Below are 19,447 nucleotides of genomic sequence, written 5' to 3'. Positions count from 1 at the left end.
CACAGGAATGCAGGTGTAGCGGAGTCAGAGGAATTCTTCACGCAACATCGCCACGAACGCTTCACGCGCCGGGTGTACTCCGGCGTTTTCGTGCCAGTAAAACAGGTTGTCGATCGCTGTCAGTTCAGGAAACTCATAGCCCGCGCATCCAGCGCCTTTGGCGTATTGCTCGAACACCCCTTTGGGCACCAGCGCGACCCCGGCGCCAGCACTCACGCAACCGACAATCGCCCCGTAACTCGCCAGGCTGACAATCGGCAGCGCCTGCCCCTGGCGCAACAACCAGTGCTCCAGCGCCGCCCGATACGGGCAACCCTGCGGCCACATGAACACGGTTTTATCCTGCAGATCATGGATGTCGCGCACCGGGCCGAATGACGTCGAAGCAATCAGCAGCAACTCCTCGCGGTACATCGGCGTGCGCTTGAGTTGCGAGCGCTCGACGTCCACCGCGACGATGGCGCCGTCAAGGCGATGGCTGACGGTGTCGTCGAGCAATTGACCCCAGGTGCCAGTGGTCAATTCCAGCGCCACCTGCGGATAGCGCTGGTGAAACTTGGCCAACAGGCGCGGCAAACGCCCGGTGGCCGAGGACTCGATCGCGCCGATACGCAGCGGCCCGGAGGGTTCGCCGCCGGGATCCACCGCGCGCTTGGCTTCGGCGGTGAGCGCCAGAATCCGCTCGGCATACGCAAGAAACGTCTGCCCCGCCGGACTGATCCGCAGCCCGCGCCCCTCGCGCAGAAACAGCGCCACGCCGAGTTCCGCTTCCAACGCCTTGATCCGTGCGGTGATGTTCGACGGCACACAAAACAATTTTTCAGCGGCGCGGGCAATGCTGCCCTCATCGGCCACGGTCTTGAACATGCGGATCTGCGCCAACTCCATACTCATCACTCAAAGTGAACATTCAGCGCAGTATAAGTCAGTTGTGGAGACTTGTTCGCCGCCCGGATACTCGGCGCATCAACCCTTGCGGTGCGCCGATCATGCCGTCTCCTTCTCCTGTAAAAATCATTCTGGCCATGGCCTTCGTGGTCGGCTGCTGGGCGTATTCACCGACCGGCATTCACATCGGCCTGCAGGCCTACGACCCGGTGCATCTGGCGTTACTGCGGTTTCTCCTGGCGTCGCTGTTCATGGCCGCGATCGCGGCGTTCAAGGGCATTCGCCTGCCGCAATGGCGCGACCTGCCGCTGTTATTCGCCTTGGGATTTTTTGCCGTCAGCCTGCACCACGTCGCGCTGAACATCGGCCAACAAAGCGTCAGTGCTGGCGCCTCCAGTGTACTGGCGCAGTCGAGCCCGCTGTTCAGTACGCTGCTGGCGCGTTACGTGTTCAAGGATCAGGTCAGTGCCTGGCGTTGGGGCTGCGTGTTGCTCGGACTGGTCGGCGTGGTGATCGTGGTCAGCGCCGATCGGGGCTTGGGGCAGATCGACGCACATGGCTTGTTGATTCTGCTGGCGGCGCTGTCATGGAGCATTTACTTCGCCCTGCAAAAACATCACGCCCGGCGTTATGACGGCTTCAGTCTGGCCTGTTATGCGGTGTGGTCGGGGACGCTGTTGTTGCTGATTTATCTGCCGGGGCTGAGTGCGGCGGTGGTGAAAGCACCGCTGCGAGTGCAGGGGGCGGTGCTGGCGTTGGGGGTGTTTCCCAGCGCGCTGGCCTATCTGGCCTGGGGCTTTGTGCTCAAGCATGTGGACTTGAGCCGGGCGACGATGACGCTTTATCTGATACCGCCGACGGCGATGGGGATTGCTTCGGTGGGATTGGGCGAGCGACCGACGCTAATGGTGCTGGCGGGGTCGGCGGTAGTGTTGATCAGTGTGCTGGCGTTGAATCTGGAGCGGCGGGTGGAGGGTCGACCGGTTGAGGTCTGATCGAGGTTTTTTACTGAGGCTGATGACCCCATCGCGAGCAGGCTCACTCCTACAGGGGGATGCGTTCTACCTGTGGGAGCGAGCTTGCTCGCGAAAGGGCCGGCGCAGACTATAAATATCTCATGCCGGGTTAGCCTCAGCGCCTGTCATCCGACAACGGCGTCGGCTCATCCGCCGGCGGCACATCATCGTCCGCTGCCGGGTCCTTCCAGTCTTCCGGACGATCGGCATCACTCAGCGGATCACGTCCCGGGCTCATGCCCGGCGGCGCGTCGTGATCGGCCAGTGTCGGCTCATCCGTGCCGGGTACCGGACGGGTCGGATCGGTCGGCAGCACACCACCCTGAAACAGCAAATCATTAGCCATGACACACCTCACCAAGGAGGTCCGGAAAACCCGGGCCATACAGCTTGGAAGCGTGGCTCTGCCGGCCGTGCTATCGAACAGACCAACGGCCGTCAGCCGCAATTCCAACCTGTAGGAGCTGCCGCAGGCTGCGATCTTTTGATCTTGATCTTCAAAAATCAAAGTCAAAAGATCGCAGCCTGCGGCAGCTCCTACAAAGGATTTGTATTAACCAGAGATTTGTAGCAGCCAGTTTTTGAACGCCGTCATCGCCGTCGTTTCCGGGCGCGACTGCAAGCGCGTCAGCCAATAACTGCCGGTGGTGATTTCAATTTCAAACGGCTGGCGAATCACGTCCGCCGCCAGTTGCCGGGCGAACATCAGCGGCGGTGCCAACGCGACTCCGCAGCCCTGCAGCGCGGCTTCCATCATCGCCAGCGACGAGTCGAACACAATGCTTTGCGGCGGTGCTGCGTGCGTCGCCAGACCTGCGGCGAGAAACCACTCCGGCCACTCATCGGTGCGATACGAGCGCAGCAAGCGCTGTTGCAACAGGTCGCCCGGAGTGTGCAGCTGGCGAGCGATTTCCGGCACGCACAACACCGACAGTGGCGCATCGAGCAGGCGCGTTGCCTCGATGCCGTGCCACGCCCCAGCGCCGAATCGAATCGCGTAATCCAGCCCCTCGGCCGCGACGTCGACCCGGTTGTTGTTGGTCGACAGCCGCAAATCTATCAGCGGATGTTTCGCCTGGAAGTCTGCCAGCCGTGGCAGCAACCAACCGACCGCAAAGGTTCCGACGGCACCCACGGTCAACATTTCCCGGTACTGACCGCCGGCCAGCCGCTCGAGCATCTGCGCGATATGATCGAATGAGGTGGTCAACACCGGCAACAGGGTCTCCCCTTCACTGGTCAGCATCAGCCCGCGAGGCAGACGTTTGAACAGGGTGACATTGAGTTGCGCCTCAAGGCTTTTGACCTGATGGCTCACCGCTGCCTGGGTCACGCACAATTCCACGGCGGCGCGGGTAAAGCTCAGATGCCGCGCCGAGGCTTCGAACGCGCGCAGTGCATTGAGCGGCAATTGAGGTCGGATCATGCCCAGTCCCAAATATTTCTAATGGCTCATGCGAAATATCATCGTTTGTCGATGAGTGCCAGACTGCCTAAATTGTCGGCGCTGATCAGTCGCCCAAGCGGAAAATTGCCCGCAGTCTAGCGGGATATCATCCTCAACACTCATGGAGAGTGGTTCACTCATGTCCTTCAAAGTCATTTCCTGCAGCGCATTCGGCCTGGTTTTCGGCGCCACCGCCTGCATGGCCGCCACGCCCGGCGACGAGCAACTGCAAGCCCTGGTAAATAAAGTCGTTACCCCGGTGATGCAGCAACAGCAGGTTCCGGGTCTGGCCGTGGCTATCACCGTCAACGGCAAGCCGCATTACTTTAATTACGGCGTCGCCGCCAAGGACACCGGGCAGAAAGTCAGCGAAAACACCCTGTTCGAGATTGGCTCGGTGAGCAAAACCTTCGCCGCGACCCTGGCCGGCTATGCGCAGGCGACCGGCAAACTGGACCTGTCGACCAAGGCCAGCCAGCTCTGGCCAGAACTCAAGGGCAGCGCCTTCGATGGCATCAGCGTGCTGCAACTGGGCACCTACAGCGCTGGCGGCCTGCCGCTGCAATTCCCTGACCAGTGGGATTCGGCGGACAAGATGCTCGGCTACTACCAACAGTGGAAACCGAGCTTCCCGGCCGGCAGCCAGCGTCTGTATTCCAACCCGAGCCTGGGCCTGTTCGGTTACCTGGCCGCCAAGACCCTCGGCCAGCCCTATGATCAGGTGATGAGCGAAACCCTGTTGCCGAAACTCGGCCTGCAACACACCTACCTGCAGGTGCCGAAAGCGCAGATGAGCCTGTATGCGCAGGGCTACGACAAGAACAACCAAGCGGTGCGCGTCACCCCGGGCGCGATGGATTCGCAGGCCTATGGCGTGAAAACCAGCGCCGCCGATATGCTGCGTTTCGTGCAGGCCAACCTGAAACCGGCAAGCCTTGAAGCCCCGCTGCAACAAGCCATTGCCAACACTCATACCGGTTACTACAGCGTCGGCGACATGACCCAGGGTCTGGGTTGGGAAATGTATCGCTACCCGATCAGCCTCGAGCGTTTGCTGGCCGGCAACTCCACGGAAATGGCCATGCAGCCGCACAAGGTGCAGTGGCTGACCCCGCCACAACCACAGGCGGAAAATGTGCTGATCAACAAGACCGGCTCTACCGGTGGATTTGGGACCTACGTGGCGTTTGTGCCATCGAAGGATGTCGGCGTGGTGATTCTGGCGAACAAGAACTTTCCGATTCCGGAGCGGGTGAAGATTGCTCACACGATCCTCAGCGTTTTGACCGACTGAAAATCAAAAGATCGCAGCCTTCGGCAGCTCCCACACCGATCCCATGTAGGAGCTGCCGAAGGCTGCGATCTTTTTGGCGGGCAATAAAAAATGGGCGACCTGTAGAGGTCGCCCATTTTTTGCTTCAGGCCATACCATCAGTCATCCGGCATTTCCGGTGGCTTGCTCGGTTTCGCCGGTTTGGCTGGCTTGGCGCCCTTCTCGCCTTTCTTGGCTGCCGGTTCGGCGGCAGTGGCCTTGGTTTCGGCGACCGTCGGTGCGCTGATTTCCTTTTCGCTGGCCGGCAGCGCATCAACAGTATCGAAGATCTTCTTCAGGTCCACCGATTTCGCTTCATCGCCAGAAGCCGAGAGTTTGGTTTCGCCGTCCTTGCCCAACAGAAACACTTTCGGGTACGCGCCGGCACCGAGTTTCAGCGAACGCAGCAAGGCCATCGTGTCCTGCTGGCCGAGATCCTTGCCATCGAGCTGACCGGCCATATTGAGGATGGTGTAGACCTTGATGTTGCGGTCAGTCACACCTTTCTTGTTCGCCGGATCCTCCAGCGACTTTTTCAGCCCCACCCACACCGGGTCGACGGTGCTTTGTGCGATCACGATCAACGGTCGGGCCCGTCCCATATCCCCGGCTATGGGCGAGTCGTTGTCAGCGGCGAACGAGGGGCCGGCAATCGCCAGCAAGAGTGTCAGGGTCAGTGACCTGATGAGCATGCGCATCTCCTTTTGATATCCACGCTCTAATGATTGCGCATCGCGGCGATTGTTCCGGGGTCGTGCCCGGCAAATATGTTTCGCCTTGTCAGAAGCTTAGGTCAGCCGCGTCATTGCGCAACCGCATCGGCGTAATCGTGACGCGGATTTGATTACCTTTTATGTGCGCATTAGGCTGGCCGTTCTGCCCATGAAATGGAGTTCACCCCATGCATGTTGACTACCTGTGCGATCACCCGTATTTGATTGAGGAACTGGCCGAACTCAATTTCCAGGAATGGGGTGAGTTCCGCCCCGGCGACACCCTTGAGGCCCGCACCGAACGGATGCGCGCCGCCTGCGGCAAGGGCGCGATTCCCAGCGTGGTGGTAGCCATTGAAGACGGCAGATTGCTCGGGGGCGCGCTGCTGATCGACAGCGACATGAAGATCCGCCCGCAACTGACGCCGTGGCTGGCGGGGGTCTACGTGAAATCAGAAGAACGCGGACGCGGGATTGCTTCGCAACTGGTGAACAGAATCGTCGCCGAAGCGGCGGCGTTGGGGGTGACCGAGTTGTATCTGTACACCGACGCCGCGCAATCGCTGTATGCGCGGCTGGGTTGGGAGGTGGTCGAGGATGTGGTTTACGAAGACCTGCCGGTGACCGTCATGAAATTCAGCATCGTTCATGCCCCAGTGTAGGAGCTGCCGCAGGCTGCGATCTTTTGATTTTGAAGGTCAAAAGATCGCAGCCTGCGGCAGCTCCTACAGGGGACTGTGGCGTTCCGAAGGGTTGGTTCAGAACGCCAGTTTGTAGCCGATCAACAGCAACATGGTCGCCAGGCACGGGCGCAGCAACTCATCGGAAATGCGTCCGGTCAGGTGGCTGCCGAGCCAGATGCCCGGCAGCGACCCCATCAGCAGGAAACCCAGCACGCCCCAGTCCATATTGCCCATGCTCGCATGGCCCAGACCCGCAACCAGGGTCAGCGGTACGGCGTGGGCGATTTCGGTGCCGACCAGGCGCCGGGTCGGCAACAGCGGATAGAGGATGAACAGCGCGACAGTGCCCAAGGCGCCGGCGCCGATCGAAGTCAGGGCGACCATGGTGCCGAGGATCAGACCGGTGATCACCGTCATCACGTTCAGGCGCGCACCGCTCGGGTTGTAGTTGCCGCCGGCGCGTCTGTGGGCGAATGCCAGCAAGCGCTTCTTGAACAGAATCGCCAGCGCGGTGGCGAACAGCACGAAGCCCAAGGCTTGTTTGATGATTGCGTTCATCGCGTCGGGCGCGGTGTGCAGGGTGCTGAGGAACCACAGGGTCATGGCCACCGCTGGCACGCTGCCCAGGGTCAGCCAGCCGGTGATGGCCCAGTCGATGTTGTCGTTCTTCTTGTGCACCAGCACGCCACTGGATTTGGTGATGGCCGCGTACAACAGGTCAGTGCCCACCGCTGTTGCCGGGTTGATGCCGAACCACAGCAGGATCGGCGTCATCAAGGAACCGCCGCCGACACCGGTCATGCCGACAATAAAACCCACCACCAGCCCGGCGATCACCAGGCCGAAATTTGCCAATTCCATTAAGACGTCCAGAAAACGACAGGAAAAATCTGGCCCGCAGCATAGCGATTTTTCATATAACCACATATATCAATGCGGTCTATCGTTATGCCTTTCAGCCACACCAATGATTCTCTGTGGGAGCGGGCTTGCTCGCGAAGGCGGTGTGTCATTCAACTCAAATAGTGACTGATCCATCGCCTTCGCGAGCAAGCCCGCTCCCACAAGGAAGATGTGGTGTCTGGTTGATCAATGCACGCGGCGGCCCGGTTTGAAACTGTGATGACGGTTGATCCACACCGTCGCCAGCGCAATCAGCGACAGGATCAACAGCGCCCACGGAAACGACATCGCCCCCGCCCGATCCAGCAGCAAGCCGCCAAACAGGCCGCCGCCGGCAATCGCCACGTTCCAGGAGGTGGTGAGCATCGCCTGCACCACGTCGACATGCTCGCCGGCCGAATCCGCCGCCGCCGTCAACAGCAACGTCGCCGAGCCGCCGAACGACAGCCCCCACACGGCCATGCAGGTGTAGATCAACCACGGTGACGGGGACATCAGCGCCAGCACCAGCGCGGTCACGGCAAACACCGCGAGGCTGATCAGGGTCAGCCAGCGCAGCCAGCGATCCACCAGCAGGCCGATGATCCAGATCCCGACCAGCGAACACAGGCCGAACACCAGCAGCACCAGATCGACCCGTTCGGCCAGTCCGGCCTGCATCAGAAACGGCGCAATGTAGGTGTAGAGAATGTTGTGCCCGAGCATCCAGGTCAGCACCACGAACAGCACCGGCCGCACGCCCGGCAGACGCAGCGATTGCAGCAGCGGCAGGCGTTCAGCGCTGGCCTGGCCGGGACGATCCGGCACCGCCAGCACAATCCACGCTGCCAGCACCAAGGCCAGCGCCGACATGATCCCGAACGAAGCGCGCCAGCCGATCAGGTTGCCCAGCCAGGTCCCCGCCGGGGTGCCCAGCGACAACGCCACCGGCGTGCCAAGCATGGCGATCGCGAGCGCCCGCCCCTGCTGATGCACCGGCACGATGCCACGGGCGTAACCGGCCATGATCCCCCATGACAAGCCCGCCGCCATTCCGGCAAGAAACCGCGAGGCCAGAGTCAGGCCGTAATGGCTGGAGAACGTGGTCACGGTGTTGAACACCAGGAAACCTCCCACCGTCATCAACAGCACCCGGCGCCGTGGCCAACCGCGAGTAGCGACGGTCAGCGGAATCGCCGCAACGATCGAGCCCAGTGCATACAGCGTCACCAGTTGCCCGGCGAGCACTTCGCTGACCCCGAGCCCGGCGCCGATTTGCGGCAGCAGCCCGGCGGGCAGGGTCTCGGTAAGAATGGCGATGAAGCCGGTCATGGCGAACGCCAGTAACGCGGCATACGGCAGTTTTTCTGTGCGGGTGGCGCGGTCGATACGACTGAATTCGGTGCTTGCGGAGTCGGTCATGACAGGTGCAGCTCCCTTTTGAGCTAATTTTTGTTTGAAACTGTATACAACTTACACCACCATCCCTGTAGGAGCTGCCGCAGACTGCGATCTTTTGATCTTCTTTTTTTAGAATCAAGAGCAAAAGATCGCAGCCTGCGGCAGCTCCTACAGGGTACGGGGCCGTTCACTGCACCGGGAGGAAATTCAGGAACAGCAGGCTCTGCGCGTAGTTCAGGCCGATGCGCCGGTAACGCTCATCAAGCATCTGCGTCAGCAGATCGAGGCGCGCGACGATCTTGCCGAACTCGGTGGCGAAACTCAGGTTGCTGCCCTCCTCCGAGATTTCGTTGGAGAACAACAGTGGCTGGCCTTCCTTGTTCTGGCGCTGGGCCAGAATCCACGTGGCTTTCTCGATGTTGCGCGCGGCGTTGTGGACGAAGGTCGGGTTGATGGCATCGGTCATATAGAACTCGACGCGATTACCGTGGGCGGTGACCAGCATGCTGCCGATGGCATAGATGAACGCGCCGACCCGGTCACCAAGAAACTCAGGGCTCATCGCATAGCTGAGCGCGGCCAGATCCTTGCGCCCGCCCAGCACCGGCAACGGTTGTTGCTGCTCGACCGCCAGACGCACCTGCTTCACCGCCGTATTGATGTCGAGGAAACCCGACTTGCGCAGCTCTTCCGGGTTGCGCAGGTACAGCTTGCCCATCAACCGGTACAGACTGTTGAGGTTGTCGCGCATCGCCAACGTAGCCATGCGGTCGACACTGGTCTGCAAAAATTCCTGCGGCTGACCGTCACGCATCTGCGCAAGAAAACCGTTGCCGTTCTGATGCGTGCAACCGCTGACCAACAGCGATGACAGACAGGCCAGCAACAGGCACGGGCGGCGAACAAATCGGGCGATCGGGTGAAAAACTCTCGGCATGAATTCTCGAACGGGCACATTCCTGCGCGGCGGGCGTCGCCGCATCCTGGCCATGGATAGAGCCGGCAATTGCGAAAAAGTGCAGTGGCGGATCTGCCCGGTCGATTGACGGCGAAAGATCGCCGGGGCAATTAGTCAGTCTTTATTGTTGAAATAAACGATTCATCAGCTATAAATCTTCTCCACATACACAAATAGATTGACTAGTACCGTGTAGGAGCTGCCGAAGCTGCGATCTTTTGACTTTCGTTTTTAGAATCAAGATCAAAAGATCGTCCGAACGCGGCCCGAGCCTCCGGCAGCTCCTACGGGGGAATTTTGGTGTTTTCAAAACAACAACAAAAAGGAAGGTCAACCATGCTTCAATCCCGTCACTTGCTCTCCGGCCTCGGACTGTCCCTGATGATCGCCACCCTCTCCGCCAACGCGGCCGGCCTCAGCGCCGAACACAAAGCCTTCGGCAACACCAACGACGGCACCCCCGTCGAGCAATACATCCTGCGCAACAGCCACGGCATGCAGGCAACCGTCATCACCTACGGCGCCACCCTGCAATCGCTGCTGGTACCGGACAAACACGGCAAAGCCGCCGACGTGGTGCTCGGCTTCGACGATGTTCAGGGCTACCAGAAAGGCACGGCCTACTTTGGCGCGACCATCGGCCGTTTCGGTAATCGCCTGGCCGACGGCGCCTTCGAACTCGACGGCAAGCGTTATCAGGTGCCACAGAACGACAAGTCCAACGCCTTGCATGGCGGCACGCTGGGTTTTGACAAAAAGGTCTGGAAAGCCGAACCGCTCAAGGACAAGGACTCGGTCGGCGTGACCCTGACTTACCTGTCGGCGGACGGCGAAATGGGCTTCCCCGGCAACCTCACCACGCAAGTGACCTATCGCCTGACCGACAGCAACGAACTGCGCATCGACTACCAGGCCAGCACCGATAAGCCGACGGTGCTGAACCTGACCAACCACAGCTACTTCAACCTCGCCGGCGCCGGCACTGGCGACGTGTTGAAACAGATCGCGACCCTGCACGCCAGCCGCTACACGCCGGTCACGGCCAAGCTGATCCCGACCGGCGAACTGGCACCCGTGGCCGGCACGCCGATGGACTTCACCCAGCCCACCGCCATCGGCACGCACATCAAGGCCGATCACCCACAGCTGAAATTCGCCGAGCCGCAACAGGGTGGCTTCGATTTCAACTGGGTGCTGGATACCAAAGGCGATGTCAGCAAAGTCGCCGCCGAGGTCAGCGATCCGCAGTCAGGGCGGCATCTGCAGTTGTTCACCAGCGAGCCGGGGGTGCAGTTTTACACCAGCAACTTCCTCGACGGCACGGTCAAGGGCAAGGGTGGCAAGGTTTATCCGCACTGGGGCGCGTTTACTTTGGAGACGCAGCACTATCCGGATTCGCCGAATCAGCCGAACTTCCCGAGCACGCGCCTCGATCCGGGGCAGACTTACAGCCATAGCGTGGTGTTGAAGTTTTCTGCTAAATGACACTTAGCCCGTGGCGAGGGAGCTTGCTCCCGCTGGCCTGCGCAGCAGGCCCCTGCTTTTTCAACTGAATGAAAAGCAAGGGCCGCTTCGCGCCCCAGCGGGAGCAAGCTCCCTCGCCACAGGTTCATCGTCCTCCATTGGAACCCCTGCGCTATCCTGCTGCCCACTAAGGTATCGACCATCAGCACAGGAGGTTTGAATGCGTACCCTTGAACTGGCAGGCGTGCAGGTTCCAGTGATTGGCCAGGGCACCTGGCGCATGGGCGAGGATCGCTCGGCGCACCAGCGTGAAGTGTCCGCGCTGCGCCAAGGCATCGAACTCGGCATGACCCTCATCGACACGGCGGAAATGTACGCCGAGGGCGGCGCCGAAACAGTGGTCGGCGAAGCCATTGCCGGTCTGCGTGACCAGGTGTTTCTGGTGAGCAAGGTCTACCCGCACAACGCCAGCCGCAAAGGCATCCCCCAAGCCTGCGAGCGCAGTCTGCGCCGGCTCGACACCGACTACATCGACCTCTATCTGCTGCATTGGCGCGGCCAGTATCCGCTGGAAGAAACCGTTGAAGCGTTCGAGCGCTTGCGCGAATACGGCAAAATCGGCCGTTGGGGCGTGTCGAATTTCGATGTCGACGACCTCGAAAAACTGGCCAACCCGGCCTGCGCCACCAATCAGGTGCTGTACAACCTGGAAGAGCGCGGCATCGAATTCGATCTGCTGCCCTGGTGCCAGCAGCAACGCCTGCCATTGATGGCGTACTGCCCGATTGGCCAAGGCGGCGCGCTGCTGGCTGAACCGGTGCTGAACCAGATTGCCACTCGTCACAACGTGACCCCGGCACAGGTTTCACTGGCGTGGATTCTGCGTCAGGATGGGGTGATTGCGATTCCCAAGGCTGTGCGACCGGAACACGTGCAACTCAATGCACAAGCGGCGCAGTTGCAACTGGATGCCGGGGATCTGGCGGCGCTGGATCAGGTATTCAAAGCGCCACAACGCAAGCGGCGGTTGGCGATGGTCTGAGTCGCTGGCCGCTGGCGAGGGCTTCGTCATGAGAAGCACTGATCAGTACGACCCGTTCAACCTTCAGCGTTTCGTCCAGGCGCAGGACCCGGTGTTCGAACGGGTCCAGCGTGAACTCGGCGAGGGGCGCAAGCGCAGCCACTGGATGTGGTTTGTGTTCCCGCAGTTCGCCGGGCTGGGCGGTAGCGAGATGTCCCGGCGCTTCGCCATTCAATCTGCCGAAGAGGCGCAGGCCTATCTGGCCCACGACCTGCTTGGCCCACGGCTGCGTACCTGCACGCAGTTGGTGCTGAACAGCCGTCAGCGTTCGATTGCCGAGATTTTCGGCCATCCCGATGACCTGAAGTTTCACTCTTCAATGACCCTGTTCGCTCAGTTTGGAACCGAAGACTGTCTGTTCAATCAGGCACTGCAACGCTACTTCCACGGCATCCTCGACGAATGGACCCTGCAACTGGTGGACTCAAAACAGGCCCAGTTGCCCCCCAATCAGGGTTGAGAAATCGTCGTCGACGAACGGCAGAATCGCATCCGCCACCGGTTGCAGCTGGCGGGTGATGTAGTGGTCGTAGTCGATCGCGGCGCGGCGCACTTCCAGCGGTTCCGGCCCGGCCAGGGTGATCACATAACTGATCCAGCCGCCGTTCTGATACTGCCGCGGGCGCCCGTGCTGCGCGTTGTAATCGTCAGCCAGCCGCGCCGCGCGCACATGCGGCGGCACGTTGCGTTCATAGTCGTCGAGGGTGCGGCGCAGGCGCTTGCGGTAGACCAGTCGCTCATCGAACTCGCCGGCCAGGGTCTTGCGCACGTAATCGCGCACGTAATCCTGATACGGCTTGCGCTGGAAGATCCGCTCGTACAGTTCCTGCTGAAACTGCCGGGCCAGCAGCGACCAGTCGGTGCGTACGGTTTCCAGACCCTTGTAGACCATTTCTTCACTGCCGTCGGCGCGGGTCACCAAGCCGGCGTAGCGCTTCTTGCTGCCCTCTTCCGCGCCGCGAATGGTCGGCATCAGAAAGCGTTTGTAGTGGGTTTCGTACTGCAATTCGAGGGCGCTTTGCAGGCCGTACTCCTCACGCACATGTTCGCGCCACCAGTCGTTGACGTGCTGGACCAGCGCCTGGCCGATCTGCGCCGCTTCCTCCTGCCCGTGCGCCCGGCGCAGCCAGACGAAGGTCGAGTCGGTGTCGCCGTAGATCACCGCGTGGCCCTGCGCCTCGATCAGCTGACGGGTGCGCAGCATAATCTCGTGACCGCGCAGGGTGATCGACGACGCCAGACGCGTATCGAAAAATCGGCAACCGCTGGAACCGAGCACACCGTAGAAGGCGTTCATGATGATTTTCAACGCCTGCGACAGCGGCGCGTTGTGCTCACGCTTGGCGGTCTCGCGGCCCTCGGCGACCCGCGCGACAATTGACGGCAGGCAATGCCGGGTGCGCGAGAAACGCGCACCGCGAAAACCCGGCACCGAATCGGCATCGTCCGGGTGTTGCAGACCTTCGATCAGACCCACCGGGTCGATCAGGAAGGTGCGGATGATCGACGGATACAGGCTCTTGTAATCCAGCACCAACACCGACTCGTACAGCCCCGGCTGCGAGTCCATGACAAAGCCGCCCGGGCTGGCCTGTGGCGGATTGGTGCCGAGGTTCGGTGCGACGAAACCCTGGCGGTGCATCAGCGGCATATACAGGTGAGTGAACGCCGCCACCGAGCCACCGCTGCGATCCGCCGGCAGGCCGGTGACGCTGGCGCGTTCGAGGAGAAACGTCAGCAGTTCGGTCTTGGCGAAGATTCGCGTGACCAGTTCGCAGTCCTTGAGGTTGTACTTGGCCAGCGCCGGTTTGTCCTCGGCGAACATGCGGTTGATCTCGTCCATGCGCTGGTACGGATTGTCGATCGCTTTGCCCTCGCCGAGCAGGGTCTGGGCGACGTTCTCCAGACTGAACGAGGGGAAACTCCAGGTCGCCGAGCGCAACGATTCGATGCCGTCGATGATCAGCCGCCCCGCCGCCGAGGCAAAGTAGTGTGTGCGACTGCCGTGTTCGCGCCACTGCATCTCTTCGCCGCCACGACCGATTTTCAGCGGCACGCCGAGGCGTCGCGCGTGTTCGTGGAGGATGCGCAGGTCGAACTGCACGACGTTCCAGCCGATGATCGCGTCGGGGTCGTGGCGGGCGAACCAGTCGTTGAGTTTCTTCAGGATCACCGTGCGCGAGTCGCAGTATTCGAGATCGAAGTCGACAATGCTCGCGTCACCGTTCGGCGCGCCGAGCATGTACACCTGACGCTGGCCGCAGCCTTCGAGCGCGATGGAGTACAGCTCGCCGGTTTCGGTGGTTTCGATGTCCAGCGAGACCAGGCGCAGTTTGGGCCGATAGTTGGCGTCGGGTTTGAGCTGGGAATTGAGCAACACACCGTCGGCATCGGGCGTGCCGTTGAACAACACCGGCGCGGTGATGAAGCGCTCCATCAGGTAGCGCTCCGGCGGGCGTACATCGGCTTCGTAAACGTCGACACCGGCGCGGTTGAGCGCGGTTTCCAGACGCATCAACTGGCCGTGTTGCTGGCAATACAGCCCGAGCACCGGGCGATGTTCGAAATCCTCCAGGGCCAGCGGGCGCAGTTCGACGTTCTTTTCATCGTGCAGCAGGCGCTCGGCCGCTTCACGCTGTTCGGCGGGGATAAACGCCACCGAGGTCTGCAGCGCCAGACGCACACGGCGCGGCCCGGCGTCGGTCGCCAGCCAGAACTCGACTTCGGTGCCGGCCGGGGTATCGCGCCAATGCCGGGTCAGGACGAAGCCCTGCTGTAAATCCACCACTGCAACCTCAGGAATTGAATCAGAGGGGCATTCTACGCTGCCGTTCAAGGGATAACCCCATTCACCTGTGGTGAGGGAGCTTGCTCCCGCTCGGCTGCGCAGCAGTCGTAAAACCAGGCAATGCGGTGCATCAGGCAAACCGAATTCTCAGAGTTTGGGCCTGCTACGCAGTCCAGCGGGAGCAAGCTCCCTCGCCACAGGGTTAGAGCAAAGCCGGAAAAACCGGCAAATGACGTTTTTTGCGTGCTATCTGCCGCTTTGCCACCTTGCCCTGCGCGCCAGCGTCTACGATGCTTGGAGAACAACGACAACACCTGAGTAACCGCCATGAAGACCGTCGCCCAACTGCTCAAGCTCAAAGATCAGAAAAATCAGGAAGTGCACCAGATCAAACCCGATCACATGGTGCTCGAAGCGCTGATGAAGATGGCCGAAAAGAACGTCGGCGCCTTGCTGGTGGTAGAAGACGACAAAGTGGTCGGCATCATCAGTGAGCGCGATTACGCACGCAAACTGGTGCTGCATGGTCGCTCTTCGGTCGGCACACCGGTGCGCGACATCATGGTCAAGGATGTCATCACCGTGGACACCCACCAGACCGTCGACACCTGCCTGGGCATCATGTCCGACAGACGCCTGCGCCACTTGCCGGTGGTGGAGAACGGCAAACTGATCGGCCTGCTGTCGATCGGTGACCTGGTCAAAGAGGCCATTGCCGAACAGGCGGAGCTGATCAAACAGCTGGAGCAGTACATTCGCGGGGAATGATCTCCTTCCCTCCGAGCACCGCAAATCCCCTGTGGGAGCGGGCTTGCTCGCGAATGCGGTGTATCAGTCAAAACATCTCTGACTGACAAACCGCATTCGCGAGCAAGCCCGCTCCCACATTGGTTTATGGGGTGTTCAGGAGGGCCAATGCCGGGCGAAGACCGGTGCCAGCACCGGATGCCGGTCAATGCGCTGCAACCACGCATGAAACCCTGGCCGCGTCTGGCGCAGGTGCTCGCGGCTCCCCGCCCAGCGCGTCACCACTGCCGCCAGCACGTCCAGTGCTCCCGGTTTTTCGTTGTCCAGGTACAGTTCGGCGGAAAACTGGTCGGCGAACACCTCCCAACTCCAGTGCAAACGCTCGCGGGCGCCGGCCATCAGGTTTTGCCGTGAGGACTCGTCCGGCATCACCAGCCAGCGCTCGGGGTAATCGATGACGCCGATGGCCGCGTAGCAATTGCTGACGATGTAGACCATGCCGCGAATCGCCTGATCGCGATCCGCCGCCTTGGCCGGCAACAGGCCGGACTCGGGAAAGCTCAGGCCCAAGTGAATCAGAATCGCCACACTCTCGGTGATCGCACTGCCATCGGGCAATTGCAGGGTCGGCACCTGCTTCAGTGGATTGAGCAGCGCCAGTGCCTCGGCGGCTTCGGTCGAGGCCTGGCTATCGATGAAGCGATAGGCGATCTGGCACAACTCCAGCGCCGCTTCGATCGCGGCAGCACCTGAATTGAGATGTCCGTAAAGTTGATACATGCCCCCTCCTCGATCTCGACAGGTCTGGTGTAGCCCTATTTATAGCGGGTGTATCGGCTTTGGCACATTTTTTCCATGCACTCGCGACTTGCGAATTCAAACCTCGCAAAACAGCGCTGGCGGTGCCCATCCCGCACCAAGAGCAATCATCGAACGCTATCCGCGTTCTTGTAAGGTGCGATACCGAACCAAAAGTTCGCGTATCCGAGCTGGCAACAAGGAGGTCACTGCGTGAATCTTCAATCGTTCTGCCGCATCACTACTGCCTGTGGGTATCAATTGGCGCAACGCCGAGTTCACCGCCACAGTCCCGGTAATCAATACATCTATCTTATTACCTGAACACGACAGTCCTGCACTGCGTCTGGCGCCATTGGCTGCGCCAGCGGCAATACACTATTTATTTTTTAAATACACCGCATGAAGTTATTGCACAAACGAGCAACCAACGACCGGCAACAGGATTGTCGAACAATAACTTAGGGCTTTTTGTTATTGCACCAAAAGCGCACTCCCGAGCATAACTAACCAACATTTAAAACAGTGATTTCAAATGAACAAGAACAAGGAATACAGCCTGTGACCCGCTAATCCATTGACTCGCACCAAATCAGTCCGCCGCGCACCATCAAGTGCCCTGGCGGACCCGAGCTCTGAGGCTCTATCTGGCTAATTTGCCGGATACAGCGCCAGGCCTGACTCGCCTGTAAAAAAGCCCCGGGATTCGGGGCCGTGGACAGTCACGCATTAAAGAAAACTTGTCTCGCCAGTAAAACTTATATAAATGCGACATGGGTAACAGCCATGAAATAACCGCTGTACATTTTCGTAACATTTGGCACAGCGGTTGCAAAACGAATTTCGAACACAACATCTGTAGGAGCTGCCGCAAGCTGTGATCTTTGCTTTTTAAGATCAAAAGATCGCAGCCTCCGCAGCTCCTGCATAAAGCACAAGAACAACCAAGGAATGGCTAATGAACACTCGAAGTCGATGGCGCTAAGCCAGTAACTGTCAGCAAGCCTTGTTCAATAGATAGTTCAACTATCGGCCTGCGCACACCTTGAAGAAAGTTGCACCCACCCACTCGAACATCCCCCCTATGTTCGGACGGCAGCTTATTGCCCTTCATCAACCCGAGGGAGCTTTAATGAACGATGCGGTAAAGCACAGAACCCTGCCGGGGCCGTTACGGCAAGCGCCGATCCCGCCGCCACCGGACAGGCCGGCCTTCGCAGCCAACACGTCGCAACCCGGCGGGTTGAATAAACAGCAGATGCTGTTGCTGGTGGCTGTGTCGGCGCTGATACACGGCGGCGCCTGGTGGTTTCTCCAGCAGACTCGACCCGAGCCACTGCCAACACCGCCGCAGATCCCGGAAATGACTGTCGAGTTGAGCAGCCCGACACCGCCTGCGCCGCCCACGCCGGAGCCACCACCGCCACCGCCGCCCCCTCCACCCCCGGAGCCTGAACAACCGGTGGAAGACGAAGACGCGGTCAAGCCACCGCCCAAACCGGTAGAGAAGCCCAAGCCGATCGAAAAGCCGAAGCCGCTCGAGAAGCCCAAACCGGTGAAGAAAGTCGAGCCACCGAAAGCTCCGCCAGCCCCGGCACGACCCGCCGCTCCGGCTGCGCCGCCCCCACCGAGCGCGCCACCGGCCCCTGCCGCCGCGCCCGGCCCGGTCAAGGAATCGGCAGCGATTTCCGGTCTCGCCAGCCTCGGCAACCCGCCGCCGGAGTACCCGTCGCTGGCGCTGCGGCGCAATTGGGAAGGCAGCGTGGTGCTGCGTATTCAGGTGCTGGCCAACGGTCGCGCCGGCTCGGTGACAGTGACCAAGTCCAGCGGCAAGCCGCAACTGGATGACGCCGCCGTCGCGGCGGTGAAGAACTGGAAATTCATTCCGGCCAAGCGCGGTGACACGCCGATTGACGGTTTCGCCACCCAGACCATCGATTTCAAATTGCCGCAATAACGGCAAACCCAACTCATAACCGACTTAATGCAAGCGAGGTGTAGCCATGAACTCTTCACTGTCTTCGATGATTGTCCCCGGTGTGCTCTGGGGCCTGGTGCTGTTTTCCGTGGTCAGCTGGGCAATCCTGCTGGTCAAGTCGGCGCAGTACCTGCGCCAGAAAGCCCAGAACAAACAGTTCAGCAAAGCTTTCTGGGGCGCGCCGGACCTGCTTACCGCCGCCGAACACGCCAGCCAGTATCCGGGCTCGCTGGCGCGCATCGCCAGCAGCGGTTTCGAAGCCTTGCTGGTGGAAGAATCGCCGCGCACCACGCAACAACTGGCGCACACCATCAACCGTTCCGATCGCCTGGAACGCAACCTGCGCCAGCAGATCCAGAAAGAACGCCGCTCCCTGGAAAACGGTCAGGCGATCCTCGCCAGTATCGGCAGCACCGCGCCGTTCATTGGTCTGTTCGGCACCGTGTGGGGAATCATGGAAGCCCTGCAAAGCATTGGCGAAACCGGTTCGGCCAGCCTTGAAGCGGTCGCCGGCCCCATCGGCCATGCGCTGATCGCCACCGGCGTGGGGATCGCCGTCGCGGTCCCGGCGGTGCTGATTTACAACTTCTTCCTGCGCCGGTTGAAACTCGCCTCGGCGGACATGGATGACTTCGCCCACGACTTCGACGCCCTCGCCTCACGCAGCGCGTTTTCCATCAGCCGCCAGGCCATCGCCAGCAAAACCACAGCCGCCGTGCGGGAGGCCAGCTGATGTCCTTTTCCACGCAAGACAGCGATGAAGTGCTCAGCGAAATGAACGTCACCCCGCTGGTGGACGTGATGCTCGTGCTGCTGGTGGTGTTCATCGTCACCGCGCCGCTGATGACCAACGCGATCAAGGTCAACCTGCCGAAAACCGACGCCGTCGCCCCCGCCGAGAAGAAAGACCCGGTGGTGGTCAGCGTCGATCAGGATGGCAAGTTCTACCTGGCGAAAACCGAACTGGCGCCGGAATCGCTGGAAGCCAGCCTCAAGGAGGTCAAGGCCAAGGACGCCGAAGTGCGCGTGCAGCTGCAGGCCGACGCCAACGTCAACTACGGCCAGGTGGCCAAGGCCATGGCCTCCATCGAACGCTCGGGCATCAGCAAGATTTCGGTGATGACCACCCACTGAGTGCGGTGCCGGGCGCGCATTGAGAGTCGCGCCCGGCACCGCTGAAGAATCCCGTCGCAATCAGCCGACCGAAAAAACGCAACGCGTGCTCGGAGGGGATCGGCTTGCTTGAAGAAAGTGGTTTTTCGCGGCGCGGCACCCCCGTGACCTGCGCAAT

General features: G+C 60.7%; 19 protein-coding genes. 10 read left to right on the top strand and 9 right to left on the bottom strand.

Features of this window, described 5'->3' with window-relative positions; genetic code table 11:
• Positions 1-24: 24 nt before the first annotated feature.
• Positions 25-888, bottom strand: a complete 864-nt coding sequence (locus ACIOUG_RS13825; RefSeq protein WP_401066351.1) for a LysR family transcriptional regulator — start codon at positions 886-888, stop codon at positions 25-27.
• Positions 889-989: 101 nt separating this feature from the next.
• On the opposite strand from ACIOUG_RS13825, the gene ACIOUG_RS13820 reads away from it, so the two are divergent.
• Positions 990-1,883, top strand: coding sequence for a DMT family transporter (locus ACIOUG_RS13820; RefSeq protein WP_401066325.1), 894 nt, complete (start codon positions 990-992; stop codon positions 1,881-1,883).
• A 136-nt stretch (positions 1,884-2,019) separates the two neighbouring features.
• Here ACIOUG_RS13820 and ACIOUG_RS13815 read toward each other — a convergent pair whose 3' ends face one another.
• A complete protein-coding gene (locus ACIOUG_RS13815; protein ID WP_007965409.1) occupies positions 2,020-2,250 on the bottom strand; it encodes a hypothetical protein in 231 nt (76 codons plus the stop codon).
• Between the two features lie 207 nt (positions 2,251-2,457).
• On the bottom strand, positions 2,458-3,330 hold the full coding sequence (locus ACIOUG_RS13810; protein ID WP_401066323.1) for a LysR family transcriptional regulator: 873 nt from the start codon (positions 3,328-3,330) through the stop codon (positions 2,458-2,460).
• Positions 3,331-3,490: 160 nt separating this feature from the next.
• On the opposite strand from ACIOUG_RS13810, the gene ampC reads away from it, so the two are divergent.
• Positions 3,491-4,645: a class C beta-lactamase gene (gene ampC / locus ACIOUG_RS13805; RefSeq protein WP_401066321.1), complete on the top strand. Its 1,155-nt coding sequence runs from the start codon at positions 3,491-3,493 to the stop codon at positions 4,643-4,645.
• A gap of 137 nt (positions 4,646-4,782) precedes the next feature.
• Here ampC and ACIOUG_RS13800 read toward each other — a convergent pair whose 3' ends face one another.
• Positions 4,783-5,355, bottom strand: coding sequence for a DUF4174 domain-containing protein (locus tag ACIOUG_RS13800; RefSeq protein WP_401066319.1), 573 nt, complete (start codon positions 5,353-5,355; stop codon positions 4,783-4,785).
• A gap of 209 nt (positions 5,356-5,564) precedes the next feature.
• On the opposite strand from ACIOUG_RS13800, the gene ACIOUG_RS13795 reads away from it, so the two are divergent.
• Complete coding sequence (locus tag ACIOUG_RS13795) at positions 5,565-6,038, top strand: GNAT family N-acetyltransferase (RefSeq protein ID WP_401066318.1); 474 nt, start codon at positions 5,565-5,567, stop codon at positions 6,036-6,038.
• 96 nt (positions 6,039-6,134) lie between these two features.
• Here the strand turns inward: ACIOUG_RS13795 and ACIOUG_RS13790 are convergent, their stop codons facing one another.
• From ACIOUG_RS13790 to ACIOUG_RS13780, 3 genes are all read right to left on the bottom strand, one after another.
• Entirely contained in the window at positions 6,135-6,920 is a 786-nt protein-coding gene (locus ACIOUG_RS13790; RefSeq protein WP_401066317.1) for a sulfite exporter TauE/SafE family protein, read from the bottom strand.
• A gap of 228 nt (positions 6,921-7,148) precedes the next feature.
• Complete coding sequence (locus tag ACIOUG_RS13785) at positions 7,149-8,363, bottom strand: MFS transporter (protein WP_401066315.1); 1,215 nt, start codon at positions 8,361-8,363, stop codon at positions 7,149-7,151.
• A gap of 166 nt (positions 8,364-8,529) precedes the next feature.
• Positions 8,530-9,279, bottom strand: coding sequence for a hypothetical protein (locus tag ACIOUG_RS13780; protein ID WP_401066313.1), 750 nt, complete (start codon positions 9,277-9,279; stop codon positions 8,530-8,532).
• A gap of 357 nt (positions 9,280-9,636) precedes the next feature.
• Here ACIOUG_RS13780 and ACIOUG_RS13775 point away from each other — a divergent pair, with 357 nt between their 5' ends.
• The 3 genes from ACIOUG_RS13775 to ACIOUG_RS13765 all read left to right on the top strand — a co-directional run bounded on the left by ACIOUG_RS13775 (position 9,637) and on the right by ACIOUG_RS13765 (position 12,305).
• Positions 9,637-10,785, top strand: a complete 1,149-nt coding sequence (locus ACIOUG_RS13775) for an aldose epimerase family protein (RefSeq protein WP_401066311.1) — start codon at positions 9,637-9,639, stop codon at positions 10,783-10,785.
• A gap of 199 nt (positions 10,786-10,984) precedes the next feature.
• Positions 10,985-11,806 carry an aldo/keto reductase gene (locus ACIOUG_RS13770; protein ID WP_401066310.1) on the top strand — a complete coding sequence of 274 codons (822 nt, stop codon included), beginning with the start codon at positions 10,985-10,987 and terminating at the stop codon, positions 11,804-11,806.
• Between the two features lie 28 nt (positions 11,807-11,834).
• Positions 11,835-12,305, top strand: coding sequence for a DUF1810 domain-containing protein (locus ACIOUG_RS13765; RefSeq protein ID WP_401066308.1), 471 nt, complete (start codon positions 11,835-11,837; stop codon positions 12,303-12,305).
• On the opposite strand, the gene ACIOUG_RS13760 is transcribed toward ACIOUG_RS13765, so the two are convergent.
• On the bottom strand, positions 12,270-14,630 hold the full coding sequence (locus ACIOUG_RS13760; RefSeq protein WP_401066306.1) for a DNA polymerase II: 2,361 nt from the start codon (positions 14,628-14,630) through the stop codon (positions 12,270-12,272). The two genes, ACIOUG_RS13765 and ACIOUG_RS13760, sit on opposite strands and share 36 nt — an antisense overlap.
• 330 nt (positions 14,631-14,960) lie before the next feature.
• On the opposite strand from ACIOUG_RS13760, the gene ACIOUG_RS13755 reads away from it, so the two are divergent.
• Positions 14,961-15,401 (top strand): CBS domain-containing protein, encoded by a 441-nt coding sequence (locus ACIOUG_RS13755; RefSeq protein WP_401066305.1) that lies wholly within the window; start codon positions 14,961-14,963, stop codon positions 15,399-15,401.
• 135 nt (positions 15,402-15,536) lie between these two features.
• On the opposite strand, the gene ACIOUG_RS13750 is transcribed toward ACIOUG_RS13755, so the two are convergent.
• Positions 15,537-16,160: a glutathione S-transferase N-terminal domain-containing protein gene (locus ACIOUG_RS13750; RefSeq protein WP_401066303.1), complete on the bottom strand. Its 624-nt coding sequence runs from the start codon at positions 16,158-16,160 to the stop codon at positions 15,537-15,539.
• A gap of 1,150 nt (positions 16,161-17,310) precedes the next feature.
• On the opposite strand from ACIOUG_RS13750, the gene ACIOUG_RS13745 reads away from it, so the two are divergent.
• From ACIOUG_RS13745 to ACIOUG_RS13735, 3 genes are read left to right on the top strand one after another with little or no spacing between them, the layout of a single operon-like run.
• Positions 17,311-18,135, top strand: coding sequence for an energy transducer TonB (locus ACIOUG_RS13745; protein ID WP_401066302.1), 825 nt, complete (start codon positions 17,311-17,313; stop codon positions 18,133-18,135).
• 46 nt (positions 18,136-18,181) lie between these two features.
• Positions 18,182-18,889, top strand: coding sequence for a MotA/TolQ/ExbB proton channel family protein (locus ACIOUG_RS13740; protein ID WP_003223576.1), 708 nt, complete (start codon positions 18,182-18,184; stop codon positions 18,887-18,889).
• Complete coding sequence (locus ACIOUG_RS13735; RefSeq protein WP_003223575.1) at positions 18,889-19,290, top strand: biopolymer transporter ExbD; 402 nt, start codon at positions 18,889-18,891, stop codon at positions 19,288-19,290. The genes ACIOUG_RS13740 and ACIOUG_RS13735 overlap by 1 nt, the downstream gene beginning before the upstream one ends.
• Positions 19,291-19,447 lie beyond the last annotated feature (157 nt).

The organism is Pseudomonas sp. NPDC087803, from assembly GCF_044742995.1.
GTDB lineage: Bacteria > Pseudomonadota > Gammaproteobacteria > Pseudomonadales > Pseudomonadaceae > Aquipseudomonas.
Note: the sequence above shows the minus strand (reverse complement) of the source record. Positions and strands in the feature narration are given on the sequence as shown.